16 protein-coding genes and 1 tRNA gene are annotated in these 15,700 nt (G+C 40.7%); 13 read left to right on the forward strand and 4 right to left on the reverse strand.

The features are described 5' to 3' along the window. Positions 1 to 75: 75 nt before the first annotated feature. Positions 76 to 750, reverse strand: a complete 675-nt coding sequence (locus ACRD67_RS01290; protein ID WP_430966173.1) for an SCO family protein — start codon at positions 748 to 750, stop codon at positions 76 to 78. Between the two features lie 159 nt (positions 751 to 909). Between ACRD67_RS01290 and rseP the strand changes: the two genes are divergently transcribed. Together rseP and ACRD67_RS01300 are read left to right on the forward strand one after the other, a co-directional pair. Then, on the forward strand, positions 910 to 2,256 hold the full coding sequence (rseP, locus tag ACRD67_RS01295; RefSeq protein WP_430965193.1) for an RIP metalloprotease RseP: 1,347 nt from the start codon (positions 910 to 912) through the stop codon (positions 2,254 to 2,256). A gap of 280 nt (positions 2,257 to 2,536) precedes the next feature. Then, positions 2,537 to 2,610, forward strand: a tRNA-Asn gene (locus ACRD67_RS01300). Between the two features lie 364 nt (positions 2,611 to 2,974). Here the strand turns inward: ACRD67_RS01300 and ACRD67_RS01305 are convergent. After that, entirely contained in the window at positions 2,975 to 4,552 is a 1,578-nt protein-coding gene (locus tag ACRD67_RS01305; protein WP_430965195.1) for a tetratricopeptide repeat protein, read from the reverse strand. A gap of 366 nt (positions 4,553 to 4,918) precedes the next feature. Here ACRD67_RS01305 and ACRD67_RS01310 point away from each other — a divergent pair, with 366 nt between their 5' ends. The 9 genes from ACRD67_RS01310 (at position 4,919) to ACRD67_RS01350 (ending at position 12,198) form a co-directional block, all read left to right on the forward strand. Further along, on the forward strand, positions 4,919 to 5,626 hold the full coding sequence (locus tag ACRD67_RS01310) for a DUF6090 family protein (protein ID WP_430965197.1): 708 nt from the start codon (positions 4,919 to 4,921) through the stop codon (positions 5,624 to 5,626). Positions 5,627 to 6,212: 586 nt separating this feature from the next. Beyond that, complete coding sequence (locus tag ACRD67_RS01315) at positions 6,213 to 6,404, forward strand: hypothetical protein (RefSeq protein ID WP_430965199.1); 192 nt, start codon at positions 6,213 to 6,215, stop codon at positions 6,402 to 6,404. Between the two features lie 10 nt (positions 6,405 to 6,414). Further along, positions 6,415 to 7,437, forward strand: a complete 1,023-nt coding sequence (locus ACRD67_RS01320) for an alpha/beta fold hydrolase (RefSeq protein ID WP_430965200.1) — start codon at positions 6,415 to 6,417, stop codon at positions 7,435 to 7,437. 440 nt (positions 7,438 to 7,877) lie between these two features. Next, on the forward strand, positions 7,878 to 8,957 hold the full coding sequence (locus ACRD67_RS01325) for a DUF2911 domain-containing protein (protein WP_430965201.1): 1,080 nt from the start codon (positions 7,878 to 7,880) through the stop codon (positions 8,955 to 8,957). A 233-nt stretch (positions 8,958 to 9,190) separates the two neighbouring features. After that, entirely contained in the window at positions 9,191 to 9,670 is a 480-nt protein-coding gene (locus tag ACRD67_RS01330) for a DUF4345 domain-containing protein (protein ID WP_430965203.1), read from the forward strand. Further along, positions 9,657 to 10,079, forward strand: a complete 423-nt coding sequence (locus ACRD67_RS01335) for a hypothetical protein (protein WP_430965205.1) — start codon at positions 9,657 to 9,659, stop codon at positions 10,077 to 10,079. The genes ACRD67_RS01330 and ACRD67_RS01335 overlap by 14 nt, the downstream gene beginning before the upstream one ends. Positions 10,080 to 10,112: 33 nt before the next feature. Further along, positions 10,113 to 10,484: a DUF1330 domain-containing protein gene (locus tag ACRD67_RS01340; RefSeq protein ID WP_430965206.1), complete on the forward strand. Its 372-nt coding sequence runs from the start codon at positions 10,113 to 10,115 to the stop codon at positions 10,482 to 10,484. 251 nt (positions 10,485 to 10,735) lie between these two features. Beyond that, positions 10,736 to 11,638 carry a hypothetical protein gene (locus ACRD67_RS01345; protein WP_430965208.1) on the forward strand — a complete coding sequence of 301 codons (903 nt, stop codon included), beginning with the start codon at positions 10,736 to 10,738 and terminating at the stop codon, positions 11,636 to 11,638. Between the two features lie 35 nt (positions 11,639 to 11,673). Continuing rightward, positions 11,674 to 12,198 (forward strand): hypothetical protein, encoded by a 525-nt coding sequence (locus ACRD67_RS01350; protein ID WP_430965210.1) that lies wholly within the window; start codon positions 11,674 to 11,676, stop codon positions 12,196 to 12,198. 59 nt (positions 12,199 to 12,257) lie between these two features. On the opposite strand, the gene ACRD67_RS01355 is transcribed toward ACRD67_RS01350, so the two are convergent. Next, positions 12,258 to 12,827, reverse strand: a complete 570-nt coding sequence (locus tag ACRD67_RS01355) for a LytR/AlgR family response regulator transcription factor (RefSeq protein ID WP_430965212.1) — start codon at positions 12,825 to 12,827, stop codon at positions 12,258 to 12,260. 489 nt (positions 12,828 to 13,316) lie between these two features. Continuing rightward, the gene (locus ACRD67_RS01360; protein WP_430965214.1) at positions 13,317 to 14,126 is read right to left on the reverse strand and encodes a class I SAM-dependent methyltransferase; all 810 of its coding nucleotides are present in this window, start codon (positions 14,124 to 14,126) and stop codon (positions 13,317 to 13,319) included. 215 nt (positions 14,127 to 14,341) lie between these two features. On the opposite strand from ACRD67_RS01360, the gene ACRD67_RS01365 reads away from it, so the two are divergent. Both ACRD67_RS01365 and ACRD67_RS01370 read left to right on the forward strand, forming a co-directional pair. After that, positions 14,342 to 14,779, forward strand: coding sequence for a hypothetical protein (locus tag ACRD67_RS01365; RefSeq protein ID WP_430965216.1), 438 nt, complete (start codon positions 14,342 to 14,344; stop codon positions 14,777 to 14,779). 35 nt (positions 14,780 to 14,814) lie between these two features. Next, on the forward strand, positions 14,815 to 15,318 hold the full coding sequence (locus tag ACRD67_RS01370; protein WP_430965218.1) for a hypothetical protein: 504 nt from the start codon (positions 14,815 to 14,817) through the stop codon (positions 15,316 to 15,318). Positions 15,319 to 15,700: the final 382 nt, after the last annotated feature.

The following is a 15,700-nucleotide window of genomic DNA, read 5'->3' on the forward strand; positions in this document are numbered from 1 at the left end:
AACCATCAACCATCAACCATCAACCATCAACCATCAACCATCAACCATCAACCATCAACCATCAACCATCAACCATCATTCCGCGTACGAGGCCTTCAGGATTTCCAGATCTGCTAGGAGTTGCTCTATTTCCTCGGTATTGGTCCCATCGTAGGTGCCCCTGATCCGGCGTTCCTTGTCGACCAGGATAAAATTTTCGGTATGGATCATGTCAAAAGGGCCTCCATCGCCATCGTCCTTTACCGCAAGGTATGACCGGCGTGCCAGTTCGTAGATGTGCTTTTTACTTCCTGTGACCAGATTCCATTTTTGGTCGATGACTCCTTTTTCCAAGGCGTACTTTTTCAGTTGAGGCACGGAATCGATATGGGGCGTCACGGAATGGGACAGCAACAGCACCTCCGGGTCGTCCAGGATCTTTTCCTGTATCCCGGCCATGTTCTTGGTCATAATGGGGCAGATCGTGGGGCAGGTGGTAAAAAAGAAATCGGCAATATAGATCTTATCGGCGTAGTCCTGTTCTGTTATGGTTTCATTGTTCTGATTGGTCAGCGAAAAATCTGCTATGGTATGGTATTTTTTTTTCGCATGCAGGCTGCTGTCTACCAGTTCCGGATTAAAATCGGACGGCTGGTACACCGGCAGGGTTTTTTTGGGCTGCAGCGCATTGTAGAACAAATAGATGATTACTGCCGAGAGCCCCAAAAGGACGGTGCCAAAAAGTTTGTATTTGCTAAAAAAGGAGCGCATATATCTTCTAGCAAAGGTACGGCAGCATGTCATATCAATCAAAGGTTTCATGGGGCTTTGCTGCTAAAACTTTCTTAAAAAGGTTCTGAGCTAAAAGGTTCCCTTTTATAAGACCCTGTAAAAGTGTACTTTTGTGCGTTTTAATTTTAGAATAACTGGATGAGCCCGATACTTATAAAAACCATACAATTCTTTTTAAGTCTTTCCCTTTTGATCGTGCTGCACGAGCTGGGACATTTTGTTCCGGCAAAATTGTTCAAGACCCGGGTGGAGAAGTTCTACCTTTTTTTTGATATCAAATATTCGCTCTTCAAGAAAAAAATAGGGGAGACGGTTTATGGTATTGGTTGGTTGCCACTGGGGGGTTACGTGAAGATAGCCGGGATGATCGATGAGAGCATGGATACCGAGCAGATGGCCGAGGAACCCAAGTCGTGGGAGTTTCGGAGCAAACCTACCTGGCAGCGATTGATCATCATGCTGGGCGGGGTAACCGTAAATTTTCTGATCGCCTTCCTCATTTATATTTTCACCTCATTTTACTATGGGGATACCGATATTTCCACCAAAAGCATTAAGAACGGGTACTGGATAACAAATACCGTGCTTACCGATCTGGGCATGCAAACGGGCGATAACATCGTTGCCATTGACGGGGAGTCGTATACGAACTATTCGGATTTGAGGAAAAACCTGATCACAGCCGAGGAAGTTACCCTGGAGCGGGATGGAGAGACCAAGGTGATTACGCTTCCTGAGGATTTTTTGGGGAAATTGAGTGTAAACACGGAACGGACCTTTTTTGAACTCCGCGTCCCCTTTATGGTCGGGCAGGTCTCCGACAGCTCTTTGAACAAAGGGGCAGCATTGGAGGCGGGAGATGTCATTCTTGGTATAAATGGAGAGGAAATCAAATATTTTGACCAGTTTCCTTCCAAACTGCAACAATACAAAGACCAAGCTATTGTAGCTGACGTGCTTAAGGAGGACGGAAGCTCCAAAAACTTGGAACTACAGGTCGATACCGAGGGCAAGTTGGGGATTTATAGGGCAGAGCACCCCCTTCGTTTCCAGGAACTGGGCTACTATGACATCGTTCAGAAAGAATATGGCTTTTTTGAGAGCTTTGGTGTGGGCACCAAAAAGCTGGTGGACCAAATAGCGGGTTACGGACAGCAGTTAAAAAAGATCTTTACGCCAAGTACCGGAGCGTATAAGGGTGTAGGCGGATTTAAGGCCATTTTTGATATTTTTCCCAGTACTTGGAGCTGGCAGGCCTTTTGGAGCATAACGGCCTTTTTGTCCATTATGCTGGCGGTACTGAACCTGCTTCCCATTCCCGCCCTGGATGGCGGCCATGTGATGTTCCTGCTCTATGAAATGGTGACCGGCCGTAAACCTAGCGACAAGTTTTTGGAATATGCACAAATGGTAGGCTTCTTTTTGTTATTGGCGCTTATTTTGTTCGCTAACGGCAATGATATTTACAAGGCGATATTCAAATAGAACAAAAAATTTACCCTTGTTCCATCATTCTGGGGCATATCAAATTGAAAACTGTTTTTTTTTGTTTGGGGTGACTAAAAAAACTTTTATATTTGCACCCGCCTTTGCAGCTTTTAAACTGCGTTGGCAGGAGAGGTTCGCTAAAACGAACCACATATTCCTCCTTAGCTCAGTTGGTCCTGACGAACAGCGAAGCTGTTATCAGGATGCCGACAAGCAAAGCTTCGTCGGCATTAGAGCAGGAAGGGCATAGTTTAAAATAGAGAGAAAGAATTTATTTTCCTCCTTAGCTCAGTTGGTTAGAGCATCTGACTGTTAATCAGAGGGTCCTTGGTTCGAGCCCAAGAGGAGGAGCATAGCGACGACAAGCCTTACGGGAGACCGTAAGGCTTTTTTCATGGAAAAGCTTGGCTGGAGAGTCCAAGCAAGGTGACCAAGGATTAAGCGCATAACAAGTTTATTAATATTCCCTTGATGGCGAATTCTTAAATGAGCTTATTTCAGTCTCTGAAGCCAGTAAACAAACTAAAATAAGCAAGACCTGTATTTCCCGGGTTTGCTGGCGTGAAAGAGAGAAAAGTGGTGGTTACAAATGGAAATATATTATTAGCTAATTTGAGGGCGGCCAAAGTGTCGCCCTTCTTGTTAAATTGGAAATGACTACGAGACCTTGTTTAAATAATATTATACGCATTTGACATGTTTGGCAGTTTGTGTATTACATATCGGGACATGCTTTAATGATTTTTTCACAATTTCTTAGCCATTTTTGGTTGTGCTGGTGAAATTTCATTGTTGAGTTGTATCGTTCAACTGCCAATTCTGCATAATATTTAGCTCTCGGGCAATTCTTATCTATGCTAAAATATAAACGTGCCAATTCATAATATGAATGGCCTAATTGAGAAATAAAATCAACATTTTCTGGAAAAGAGTCCACAAGTTCTTTTCTTACCTCTGCAGATTTAATTAAGTAAAATGATGAATTGGAAATATCTTTTTTATTTAGGTATACAACTCCCATCGCGTAGTAAAATGAACTTAATGTTAATAAATTACTATTGTTTTTGGGCAATTCCTCATTAAGCAAGGGCTCCGCCATTTTTAGCTTATCTAAAGCATAATCTAACCATCTTGATTCTCTTGTATGATAATATTGTGTCTGAAAGCAATTCGCATAATCAATGAGGACTTTTGCTTTAAGGGGGTTAATTTGGGTATTGGAAGGATTGATATCCTCTATTATTTTAATTTTTTTAAGAGCTTCTTCATAATTCAACTTTGCCTGGTCAAAATTCTTTCTATCGACATAATAGTTGCCTTTAATGTCAATTGAGTTGATTAATAGCTGTAAATACCCTACTGCAGGATAAGAATCGAGGGCTTTTTTTTTAAATTCTATTGCTTTATCTAGTAATTCAAGGGAAGTAGTTTCAGGGGTTGTTTGATTTTTCAAAATATATAGATCATTATAGGCCATACCCAAATTCATATAATATAATTGTTTACTATTTTCACTTAGATTTTCGAACGTAGTAATCGCTTTATTATAATATACTTCTGATTGTTGATAGTTCCCAATACGCTTATAATACACTCCTAAATCGCTGTAATTTGAAGCTAATGAGGCTAATTCTTCCTCCTTAGGGTTCGTTATCGTATTGTAAATTTGTTCAGCTCGTAGCAAATTAATTCCTGGGTCTTTATCCTCAGCGCCATTTATTTTGTTGAGATATATATTTCCCAGATAAGAATTACTCAAGGCAATGATGAATTTATTATCTGAGTTTTCGATTTGTTTATTAAATAATTCAATGGATTTTTGGTACATGCCCTGAGCATATAGGCCAATGGCTTTGTCTATATAAACACCTGAATTCAATAGGTCATTTATTATATTGTCTGCCTCCTCAGTCGTATAGCCCAAAGAATTGTGTAGTAGGTCCTTTATTTGTGAAATATTAAAACCACTATTGGACCTAATAAGGTTGCCAATTAGCAATGTGATGGTGAAGTCGATTTTCTTGTTTTGTTTTTTGTCCTCTTCACGGTTTTCTTTGATTTGAGTATCCTGAGCTTCATTTTTGTTAGCTGATATTTGAGTGTTCACAAAAACTAAAAAAATACCAATACTTATCCAGGTTAATAGAAAAACACTCAATCTGGACCTATTGTTTTTGAATATTTTTTCTAGGAACTTCGATTTGAAAGTAACTCCTTTTGCCGCCATTTCTCTATAGAAGTAAAACAAAATAGCGCCGGCTAATGCCCAAATAAATATTAGAAAATTTAACATAATGCATATTGTTTAAATCACGTTGTCACAAATCTAGGATTTTTAATCAAAATCAAATCATAACAAGTATAGAAAGGTGCTGAATGAAGCCATTTACCCCTTCTATCTATTGCACCAACCCGCCCTAATTTTTGTAGGCTATGTGGTCTTGCAATGGGATATTTCCTATGGCTTTCAGGCCGTTTTGATAACGCTTCTCTCCCTGGCCTCAATACTACTTTGTTGTTGGTTTATCATTAGAAAATTCAACCCCTTAAGAATTGCTTTCGGCATGAAACGAAAACCAAAAAGAGGGATGGTTCCAAGCAATCAAGCTACCAAAACCCCGGTTTTTGACAAATAATGGTGTACTAAAAAAGCATAAAGATGAAACTGTTTAGAAAAATACGGCAGACCTTAATTAAAGAAGGCAACTTGAAAAAATATCTATCGTATGCCCTTGGCGAGATCCTGTTGGTTATGATCGGTATCAGTCTGGCCTTTCAGGTCAACAACTGGAACGACAATAGAATGAAGAAAAATGCCGAAATCCGGTATTATGAAAACCTTAAGGACCAAATTGCCGATGACAAAAATTTGGTGCTGCAGCAAGTGAATTTTAACAATCGCTATAAAGCCGAATACACCTATGCCCTGAGGATTTTGGAAACCAACAACCGAAATAGGATGGACACCTTGGGCCGTATCGTTCTTAACCTTACCCAATACTCCGATTTTGACCGCCAGGGGAACATCTATGAGACCTTGATCAACAGCGGCGAAATAAAACTGCTGCGGAATTATGAGATCGTGAACAGCATCCGGACCTTGGAGGAAAAGTACCTGTACATTAACCGTATGGAAAACATCCATTATGACGTTATGATGAACTATGTGGCTTCCGGGATAATGCCGCTTATACGGTTTTCCGACGGGAAGATCCAACAACCGGACAGACTGTTCTCTTATGAATTTCAAAACATGATCTTAACGCTGCTCGATGTCATGGAAGAAAAAGATAAGGTCTATCACCAAGCTATGAACGAAATCGACCACATTACCCATTTGATCCATAAAGAACTTAAAACGAAATAGGGGCAAGGATAATTTTGCCGCATAAGCCTTAAAAGAAGAGGTTCCGGTAGGAACATGAACCTTCATGGGCCATACAAACAATAAAAAGCTAACTTTGTACGCGAAATGGTGGTTTTAAAAACATATCGATTGAAAAGTGCAACAAAATGGCTGCTGTCCGTAACCTTTTTGCTTAGCACGTTCTCTTTTTCCAACTATGTTGGCCATGCATCAGTTGAACGGACGGTAAACCCAATTGAGCTCGTGTCCCATTTCGGATCAAAAACCGGCGGACAGAGTATTACTTATCAAAAGGCCCTTGCCCAAGGGAGTAACAACACTAGCCTTCACTTTTCCAAAAGCTGTGCAATTGGGCTACGAATGGCTTATGACCAAATGCATAAGATTAAGTTTGACAGCTATTCCGATCGAGTTTACATCACAATGCCCGTTGGCATCTTTTATCAAGCTAAAAAAATCCCCCAAAATGAGGAGACCCACCCTTAGGCTTTCCCCATAGGATAAAACGCTATCCCCTTTTTTCTTTAATACTTTACTTAAAAACAAACGATTGCGTCCTTATCAATGGATGTGATCTATCTTAAAAATGATACGTTTCAAAAAAGCATTACGGCTGTTGGGCCTAATGGTGCTTGTGGTCTTCGCCGCTATCGGGGTAGGCCTCAATGGAGGTGTCCCCATGCCCACGGCCAACAGAAAAAAAGATACCATAGAACTCCTTATGGAATCTGACGACACGGATGAGGACGAAGCTGAAGAAATCGATTTAAAACAATAAAAAATACAATATGAAGACATTAAAAATTATAGGCATAATCGCACTCGTGCTCCTAGCCGGTAGTGCGGGTTATTTATATACTTCGGGCCCTACATTACCGGACAACACGGAAGCGGTAATCCAAGAGGTCATGACCGGCCCTTTGCCCGAAATGGTACAGGGCGAAACGGGCTTCGCACCATCGAAGGATCTAAACATTTGGTACGAAAGCCTAGCACCCAAGGGCACTTCAAAAGGGGCTGTACTTCTCGTTATGGGGATTTCCAATGACGCGCTCGGCTGGCCGCCGAATTTTCTGGAAGCTTTCGTCAGGGCCGGATATCAGGTGATACGGTACGACCATCGGGGCACGGGCATGTCCGATTGGATAAAGGACTGGGACAGCGACCACGCCTATTCGCTGGCAGATATGGCAGATGATGGCGTTGCGGTGTTGGACCAACTGGGCATCCAAAAGGCACATGTCATAGGCATATCCATGGGGGGGATGATTGCCCAGGAACTGGCTATAAATCATCCGGATCGGATCGGATCGCTAACCTCCATCATGTCTTCTGGTGATGTGGAAGATCCGGAACTTCCAAAAATTTCCGGCGAGATTGCCAAGGAACTGATCAAGGTTTCCCTAAAATACGGTATTGTGGGAGGGGAGGAAAACATGATCAAATTACATCTGGCAAGCCGTATGATCCTCATGGGGGAAACTACCCGCCCGCTGAACGTTAAGTCCTTGTCCGAACAGGTTTTGTACAATATTCAAAGGCGAAAGGGGTATAATCCCGAGGTTTCAAAACAACATCAGGCCGCGGTATGGCTATCGGGATCCCGATATGAAAAACTAAAAACCCTTCGCGTTCCCACGCTTGTTGTCCATGGGAAATCGGACCCGTTTATTCCGTTTGAGCACGGAAAAAAATGCGCTTCCCTAATTCCGGGGGCCGACACCTTATGGATAGCTGATATGGGGCACGATATTCCTGAGGAAATGATTAACCCAATAACTGAAAGGATTATGGAGGGTTTTGAACGATAGAGGTAGGAACCTATATACTTAAGGTTACAATAACATTTGCGTTTTTGAGGTTCAATTCCATTACCTTTTTAAAATTCTACAACGGTTTTTCCAGAGGTATTGTCAAAAAAAGCGATATCCACATGAGGCATCGTACCCATTTGAGGAATCGCAGACAGTGGCACACAGGGATATTTAAAATCTAAATGGCCCAGGATGCACAAGGAATCCATTTATCTCTAGAAGTTTCGATATCCAAAATGTGCATTTCAACCTAGTTTAATGTACCGTTGGTTAAAATTCTGGAATAATCTATAAGATGCTCTTTCTTTTTAAATGTAGTTTGGTCAAGAAGCAAATCGGAAGACGTCATTACCGTTTGTGAAAACATCAAAATTCCAAATTGAAATACCGTCTTTGGAAAGTTTAATAATAAGTAAAATCAAAAAATCATTGAAGTTATGATGAAATTTGCTATCACCGCTATGGTGTTCACCGTTTTACAATGGTCCTATGGTCAATCGGACCCTTTTCTCAGTTTACCAAGGCAAAGTCCGGCCGCATCGGTTACCCAGAGAATAGGATTAACGGACATTACGATCAACTATTCCAGTCCACGCATCAACGATCGGAAAGTGTGGGGAGCCATAGTGCCCTATAACAATGGCAAACCTTTCCCTTGGAGAGCGGGCGCCAATGAAAATACAACGATCACTTTTACAGATGATGTTTCAGTTGAAGGGAACAAATTAGCTGCAGGGACCTATGGTATTCATATGATTCCGACCGAAGGAGATTGGACAGTGATGTTTTCCAAAACGAATTCTGCATGGGGAAGCTTTGGTTATAAAGAGGCGGAGGATGCACTTAGAATAACGGTAAGTCCGGAAGAAACCAAAACGTTTTATGAGTGGCTGACCTATGAATTTGCGGACAAAGGTCAAGATTTTGCGGTTGCCTCTCTTTTATGGGCCAATAAAAGAATTCCTTTCAAGGTGGAAGTAGATGTCCATACTGCTGTAATGAAAAAGGTAGAAGCGCAATTAAAGGATTTACGACAAGTACAATGGCAACCGTGGTATTATGCGGCTAACTATTGCCTCACAAACAATGTTGCTTTAGAGCAAGGCTTGGATTGGATCAATACATCAATAGGCAAGAAAGAAAATTTTACAAACCTTAAAACAAAAGCTGGATTTTTAGCTAAAATGGGCAAGAATGAAGAATCGGCTCAATTAATGAAAACCGCCATAAATCATCCATCGGCAGATTCTCAAACGCTGTATGTATATGGAAGGTCATTACTTAGCGAAAACCAAATAGGAAAAGCCATGGAGGTCTACAGGCTTAGTGCCAAACGCTATCCAAATGTTTGGCTGGCGGAACATGGTTTGGCAAGAGCGTATTCTGCCGAAGGGAATTATAAAAAAGCGCTGGCATTGGAAAAGAAGGCATTGGCCAAAGCACCTGAAATACGGCATGAGGTTATCAAAAAATATATTGGCCATTTAGAAAAAGGTCAGGATTTCAATAAGTATTAAAAATAGCCTTTAAAAAGAATCTATAGGTTCACTTTGTTTGGTCTGATAAAGGATAGAAATATTTTCTATCGCTAGTTCTATGGAGAATCTGTATGATAATACCGCTCTACCTGTCCTTGCTGGCAGAGCGATATACACAACGAATAAATATCCCAACCGACCGACCAACAAAAAATTCAGATGATTCCATTCCTTTTCGCCGACGAGGGGAATTCAAGAATAAGACATAAGATATGGTGCATGTTGCAGATATTATTAATACGAAAGCTAAGACCATGAGCAAGAAGATGCTGAAAATCTCAGTTGCGATAATATCTGCTTTTCCACTGTTTCTTGGCGCCAATGGGATGATCAAAGGGATTCCCACGTCCGTCTTGGACCAACTGGAAAAACATCCTGATATCGTGGCTTCCATGGATGGCAGTCAAAGGTATTTATCTTCTTTGTTGTTCATGTTTGGCTTCCTTTTTTACTGGATATTGCCCAAGTTTGATTTCTATACCAGGTTGTTTCGAATTCTCTTGATCTTCCTATTCATTGGGGGGTTGGCAAGAATGAGTTCTGTTTTTATTTATGGTGTCCCCGGCAACTTGCAGTTGACAATACTTGGGATAGAGATTTTAGTTCCATTAATTCTTGTCCCATGGCATATTTCAATTTATGGGCTAAGGCTCGGGCACGAAAAAAATAAGGTTAAGAATGAATCTGGTTAAAAAAAGAACACTAAAGAAAATCGTCGATTTTATTCCGCATTTTTTGCTTGGTGTGCCCATGCTTGTTTTTGCCACAATGCATTTTATTAAGGTAAGCGCATTATCCATGAAGGTGCCTTTAAGTGTGTTGCCCGAATTTATGGTAGTCCTAACCGGAATACTTCTTTGGGTGGGTGGTCTTAGTATTCTTTTTAAGTACAAGGAGGAGGTGGTTACTTTTTGGTTAGGGATATTGATCATCTCCTTTGCCTTCACGGTTCAACTTCCGGAAATATTGCAAGGTGTGGAGGAAAGTTTACCGCATTTTGGAAAGGACTCCGCACTGGGCGGGGCCTTACTGCTCCTTTCACGCCTGTTAAAAGAGAATAAGCAGTTAAAAAGTATTTTTTACGATCAAAATGTTCAATGAATTCCCAAAAATTAAAAGAAAAAAAGAAGACAAATGAAAACACTTTCAACACTATTCACAGCAGTACTGGTACTTATGGTATCGATGAATTTATCTGGGCAGGAAAGCAAACCCGGATATGTGCTCATCAAATTCAACGAACCTGCGCCTCAGAACTTGGAAAAGTTTAAGCAATACGCCAAACTAGCGGGGGCGGCAGGAAAAGAATTTGGAGCCAAAACATTATCCGCTGGCAAAGCCCCAGAAATTATAGAGGGCATGGGCGACGATAACAAATTTGTTCTTTTGGAATTTCCATCAAAAGCGCATGCCAAGAACTGGTATAGTTCAGAAAACTATTCGCTAGCTAAAAAGCATAGGGCGGGCATTGTTGACTTAACCATAATCTTACTGGAAGGAAGGTAAGATGGAAATCCTACATAGGAATCTGGGTTTTGTAGCATAGGAAGGCATACTATGGTTTGCAAGTAGGCCTATAAAAAGGATTTATCTATAATGGATCAGGATTGGCGATCGGGATATTTCCGCTGAAGGTTCACTTTGGTGGAAGAGTTGACGTACACTTGAGAAACGGTCGCCTTTCCTTAGCTATGGAGAAGATTCAAATGTAATGGTCCGGTGGTACAGCATTTAAAAACTTGGTTAAAGCAATTCTTATGAAAAGAGTATTATCAAAAATGCGGTATGTCATTTTCGGATTGGTCCTGATATTAGGGGTACTGGGGATTTTTTTTAGTCTCTACATAGCAGATATCAGACCTCCGGAAATAGAAGAAAACGGTATTAGCAAGGAAATGGAAAGGAAGGGCAATAAACTCATGCTTGAGATGTTGGAAGCTCATGGCATCCGTAACTGGCAAAAAATCAAAACTGCCGAATATACCGCCAATTCATCATGGTACGGGTTTTTTGGGAGCTTGGGATGTCCCTGGCCCGAAACCGACGTAGATCTTCATTATAAAATGGAACCTAATTCGTTCAACATCAGGGTGGAGTTTTTGAACACGGAATCAAAAGGGGAAGTTTGGGGGATACAATCCTGGAAGTCCTATATAAAAAAACCGGGGCAAGAGCTACTTTTCAAGGAAAATACCGGTATAAAATTTGGATTGTCCACATCACATTATTTGACCGAACTCCCCTTTCGTATCGCCCAGGCCCCTATCAAATCCTATGCGGGGGAGAGGGAAAGGAACAAAAAAAAATATCTATTGGTTTATGCAACTTGGGAGAAAGCAGCACCCCATGCCCTACATGATCAGTATGTCTTATGGATAAATAAGGAAACAAAACTGCTAGAATTGGCCCAATACACCGTAAGAGAAGGAGGCAAATTTGCCAGTGCCTGGGTGATATACGAAGATTATCAGGCCATTGAGGGGGTTATGATGCCCACCGCCTTTCACAACAAACTAACATTGGATAAGGAAGATTATCTGCACCGTCATGTGTATAAGAAAATCAGATTCAATTCCTTCGATATAACTGAATTACGCCCAAACGATGTGCTTCTACCTGTTGGAGATAACAAATACCATTCTGATTCTTTGATGCCCTAGGGTTTAAAATTTTCAACCAAATAAAAACGTATTCAATGAAGCAATATATACCAATTTTGACGCTGTTGTTTGTGCAAATAGTCCACGGTCAAAAGTCGGATTTGGCCATTTTCGAACATTTAATCGGTAAAACGTGGATTGCCGAGGGGAATTGGGAAGATGGAAGCAAATTTAAGCAGGAAAGCACATTTGAATACGCTTTGAACAAACAAATTGTCATTGCAAGATCAAAAGGTTATGTCAACCAGGAACAAACCCGGTATGGTTTGCGAAATCACGGGATTAGGAAGTTTGACCCGGTTTCAAAGGGTGTTAAATTCTGGGAGTTCGATGTTTTTGGGAGTCTTACGGAAGGGACGATGTCCATTCGGGGGAAGGACATCTTTTATCACTACTCCTATAATGGGAGCTTGATAACGGATCATTGGGAATACGTTGATGATACCACCTATAATTTTATTGTTGGTCGCTATGTGGACGAAAAATGGGAACAGGTATATCTAAAAACGCAGTTTAAAGCGCAGCACCACTACCACAATTTTTTAAAGAAAGAAGATTGAGGTGCATAACCACCCAAGTTTTTTGATATAACCGTTTGGCAGTTATTGTACCTATTGAATCAAGCGATCTCCGGGAGGCCATTTAGCCATTTTTTGAAGTTGCGACTGTTGTATCTACTAATTTTTATTTCGGAAGGATGTCCATTATTTAGGGAGGAATCCAAGTGGACCGTCAATTTTCTATTGACATCTTTCTCTACGATTTGAACAGCATCCCTGTGCACTATATATTGTCTGTTCACCTTGAAAAAATTCGCTGGGGGCAATATGTTTTCAATTTCCTTAAGGGAATTAAATTGTGTAATCCATTTGGTTTTGGAGTTTTTTAATAGGATGGAAACGATTCCCTGTCTAGAGTGAAACAATGCGATATCATCAAAGTCCACGGTGAGTATTTTATTTCTCGTTTTTACAAAAAGTTTGCTGTTATTTTCCTTTTCAACCTTCTTTTTTATGAGCGCCTCTCTGAGAACATATTCAAACAGGACTATCAATATGGATATGAAAAGGTATTTAAGATAATTGACGAAAATAAAATCAAATTCAAAGATTACATGGTTGACCAATACGTATAGAAGGCTGTAAAAAAGCGTTGTTATCGAAAAATGGAACGCTGCTTCATAAAGCATTCTTTTCCTATAAGAATCAACTTTTTTAAAGCTTACTTTTTTGGAAAATATATAGTTCACCGTGCACAAAAAGACTCCAAAAGAGACAATAATCAGGAATGAAATGGTGGGAAATCGATAATCTGTCGAAAAGGGCAATTTGTTGTAGCTAAATAAATGGACAATAAGCAAGGACAGGGCAAAGATTAAAGAATACCTAACCAGATGTTCTTGAGCAGCGTTATTTATCCGACCGGAAACTCTTTTCATAACCACCGAAGCTATTTCATCGTATCACATTGGAAGTTTGTAAGCTGGAAAGTAAAATTTTTTACATTTAATTTCCCCCATATTTTTGTTAAAATAATGGGTCAAAAGCTAAATCAATACACTTCACCATTCCCTTTTTAAGGAGAACTATTGCCCCTTTTGCAGGGGTATTGACCCGATTTTTGCGGTCATAGGGATTCATCTGCCTCGCTTGGAAATTGGCGCGGACAAATAAGCTTGCTAAGGTTCCTTGATGGCTCTGGCGATCAAGGCATCTGTTTTTACTGATTGGATATTGTGTTTTTTGATCTCCGAGATAAGGTTCTTTTTCAACAGTTCCTGCTCTTCGGGGTTCAATTGCTCTACGACCCATCGAAGCCCGCTTCCTAGGGCAATAGTCCAGAAGTCTTCCTCATGATGCAGGGCTTGCTGACTTTCAAGATGTACTATTTTTACATTTGAAATTCCCGCCTGGGAAAAAAGATCGGACAGTCCCTCTTTGGTGGTAATATCGTCCCAGGGATTGAAATCGCCGATCAGCTCGGGCCGTATTGCGGACACTTGTTCGGCCCAAATCGAATAGGCCGGCGCAAATATTTCCTTGCCCCATGTAGTGATAACCAGCTGGCCCGAAGGTTTCACATACTCCCAGAATTTAGCGAGTTGTGCCGCCATATCCTCGAAGAAAAAAATACCAAAAACACAGACTACCGCATCAAATTCACCCGGCTGGAAAGAGGTTTGGGTGATATCGGCATGTAAAAAACGAACCCAATCCAATGCTTTGGCCCTTGCCTTGTTTCTGCCCAGGCTCAATAGGCTGTCGGCCATATCCACCCCGGTTACCATGCCTTCCCTGCCCACCAGTTCGGCGGCGGGTAGTGCCGAGGCACCACTCCCACAACAGACATCCAAAACAGTCTCCCCCTTTTTTAACTGCATGCAGGCAACAGTTTCCCTGCCTATCGCACTCCAGAACCCAAGAGGTCCTTTATCAAATGAATCTGCCGCTGCATTGTAGGTGCTGATCACCTTCTCCTTTTTGTTCATATCCTAGCCGTAAATGTTGATTTGTCTTTAAGTTCGCCAAGAGGTCATGAACCCCCATTTGCCAGGTAAAGAGGTCATGTTTTTTACGTTCAACCTGCTTTGGAAATACGAATATAGGCCTCACTGGCCCGTCCCGAATAAATTTAGCATTATTTTAAAATTTGACAAGATAAAATGCTATTTTAACCCTGTGATACGTGGTTGACACCTTTGGAATGAACTGGTTGATTGACAAACCCTATTTGATTTTTTTTGCCATGATTCCACTATTGGTAATCGGCGGCCTGTTTTTGGAGGATTCCACTTTGGCTATAAATGTCCATGACACCTATTTTGTAATTGCGAACCAGGACATAACGGTTTTGTTTTCCATAATATTTACGGGGATTGGACTTGGGTATTGGTTGACCCGAAAATTTAAGGGACAACTAAGGCGATGGATGACTTTAGCACATATTTTGTTAACCTTTGGTGGAATCCTATTTATAACTATTATGGGTGCGCTATTAAATACGGTATACAATCCGCTGAAACCCGATGACGTCAATGAAACACTGTATGTAAATTTCGTTTTATGGCTATCGATTCTTGGGGTACTGTTTGGACAAATACTGTATCCTATAAATCTCATTTTAGCCCTGTTTAAAAAATAGATTCACCTGATTATGAAAAATCCAAAAACTAAAATATGACCTATTCGAAAGGTATCCTTGCCGTATTTTTTTTATTCCTAACCGCCTACTCATCAGCCCAGGAATCACAGCTCCTAAGTGAAGTACCTGTAACCAAAGAGCAGTTCATCGCCAGTGAGAAAAAAGTGCTCGGCACCATTGAATGGCTAGAGAATACACCTATCAATGAGGAAAAGGAAAAGCATAAAGCGCAATATGCCCTCCTGGTAGCGTGGCTTACCAATTCTCCTACGGTTACACTTGAATTGAATGCCAATGTGCTGACTTTCACAAATAAGAATAGTGAATTGTTGGTGTTTTTTATGGCAGGCTGGACAAAATATGCCTTGGAGAACAATTATTCAAAAGATGTTTTTCAAGGAAGTTTGGCTGGGATACGCAGCGCGATAAAAATTTACCAAACCGGAGGCCTAAGGAAGGATAAGAAGATGCAAAAATTGGTTGAACTTGAGGAACAAGGCGGGCTAGAACAATGGGTGTCCGAACAACTTTCGAAATAGGTCCAGAAGAACAAAGTACAGGTTTAAATACAGGATTGGATATCGTTAGTAGATGATAATTGGCTATGTTTTCCGATATTAGGCAATAACTATGTGCAATTGTTACCACCAATTTGAAAACAATAACTGAAAGGAACAATATCAATTGGATTTTTGGGCTTATGTTCCTAACCTTTGGAATTGGCCTTATAATTCATAGCCTCACAGATTTTTTTACCTATAATTTTACCACAACCCTATTTATAATAATGCGCTCCAATTCGAGTATTATTGCGGAATTTATCTTTGGGACCCTACTCTGTATTTCCGGAATTCAAATATTTGTAAATAACAAAAATTGGTTGAATTCCATAAAGGCATTGACCATAGGAATACTTGTGAA

The organism is Eudoraea algarum (genome assembly GCF_050589645.1).
In the GTDB taxonomy this organism is placed as follows: domain Bacteria; phylum Bacteroidota; class Bacteroidia; order Flavobacteriales; family Flavobacteriaceae; genus JBNGOQ01.

Bases quoted from the DNA above. Each gene is read 5' to 3' on its own strand.
- ACRD67_RS01355 (WP_430965212.1), bottom strand. From the start codon at position 12,827: ATGCTTTATGAAGCAGCGTTCCATTTTTCGATAACAACGCTTTTTTAC.
- ACRD67_RS01350 (WP_430965210.1), top strand. From the start codon at position 11,674: ATGAAGCAATATATACCAATTTTGACGCTGTTGTTTGTGCAAATAGTC.
- ACRD67_RS01370 (WP_430965218.1), top strand. From the start codon at position 14,815: ATGACCTATTCGAAAGGTATCCTTGCCGTATTTTTTTTATTCCTAACC.
- ACRD67_RS01365 (WP_430965216.1), top strand. From the start codon at position 14,342: ATGAACTGGTTGATTGACAAACCCTATTTGATTTTTTTTGCCATGATT.
- ACRD67_RS01325 (WP_430965201.1), top strand. From the start codon at position 7,878: ATGATGAAATTTGCTATCACCGCTATGGTGTTCACCGTTTTACAATGG.
- ACRD67_RS01320 (WP_430965200.1), top strand. From the start codon at position 6,415: ATGAAGACATTAAAAATTATAGGCATAATCGCACTCGTGCTCCTAGCC.
- ACRD67_RS01360 (WP_430965214.1), bottom strand. From the start codon at position 14,126: ATGAACAAAAAGGAGAAGGTGATCAGCACCTACAATGCAGCGGCAGAT.
- ACRD67_RS01335 (WP_430965205.1), top strand. From the start codon at position 9,657: ATGAATCTGGTTAAAAAAAGAACACTAAAGAAAATCGTCGATTTTATT.
- ACRD67_RS01305 (WP_430965195.1), bottom strand. From the start codon at position 4,552: ATGTTAAATTTTCTAATATTTATTTGGGCATTAGCCGGCGCTATTTTG.
- rseP (WP_430965193.1), top strand. From the start codon at position 910: ATGAGCCCGATACTTATAAAAACCATACAATTCTTTTTAAGTCTTTCC.
- ACRD67_RS01345 (WP_430965208.1), top strand. From the start codon at position 10,736: ATGAAAAGAGTATTATCAAAAATGCGGTATGTCATTTTCGGATTGGTC.
- ACRD67_RS01315 (WP_430965199.1), top strand. From the start codon at position 6,213: ATGATACGTTTCAAAAAAGCATTACGGCTGTTGGGCCTAATGGTGCTT.
- ACRD67_RS01340 (WP_430965206.1), top strand. From the start codon at position 10,113: ATGAAAACACTTTCAACACTATTCACAGCAGTACTGGTACTTATGGTA.
- ACRD67_RS01290 (WP_430966173.1), bottom strand. From the start codon at position 750: ATGCGCTCCTTTTTTAGCAAATACAAACTTTTTGGCACCGTCCTTTTG.
- ACRD67_RS01310 (WP_430965197.1), top strand. From the start codon at position 4,919: ATGAAACTGTTTAGAAAAATACGGCAGACCTTAATTAAAGAAGGCAAC.
- ACRD67_RS01330 (WP_430965203.1), top strand. From the start codon at position 9,191: ATGGTGCATGTTGCAGATATTATTAATACGAAAGCTAAGACCATGAGC.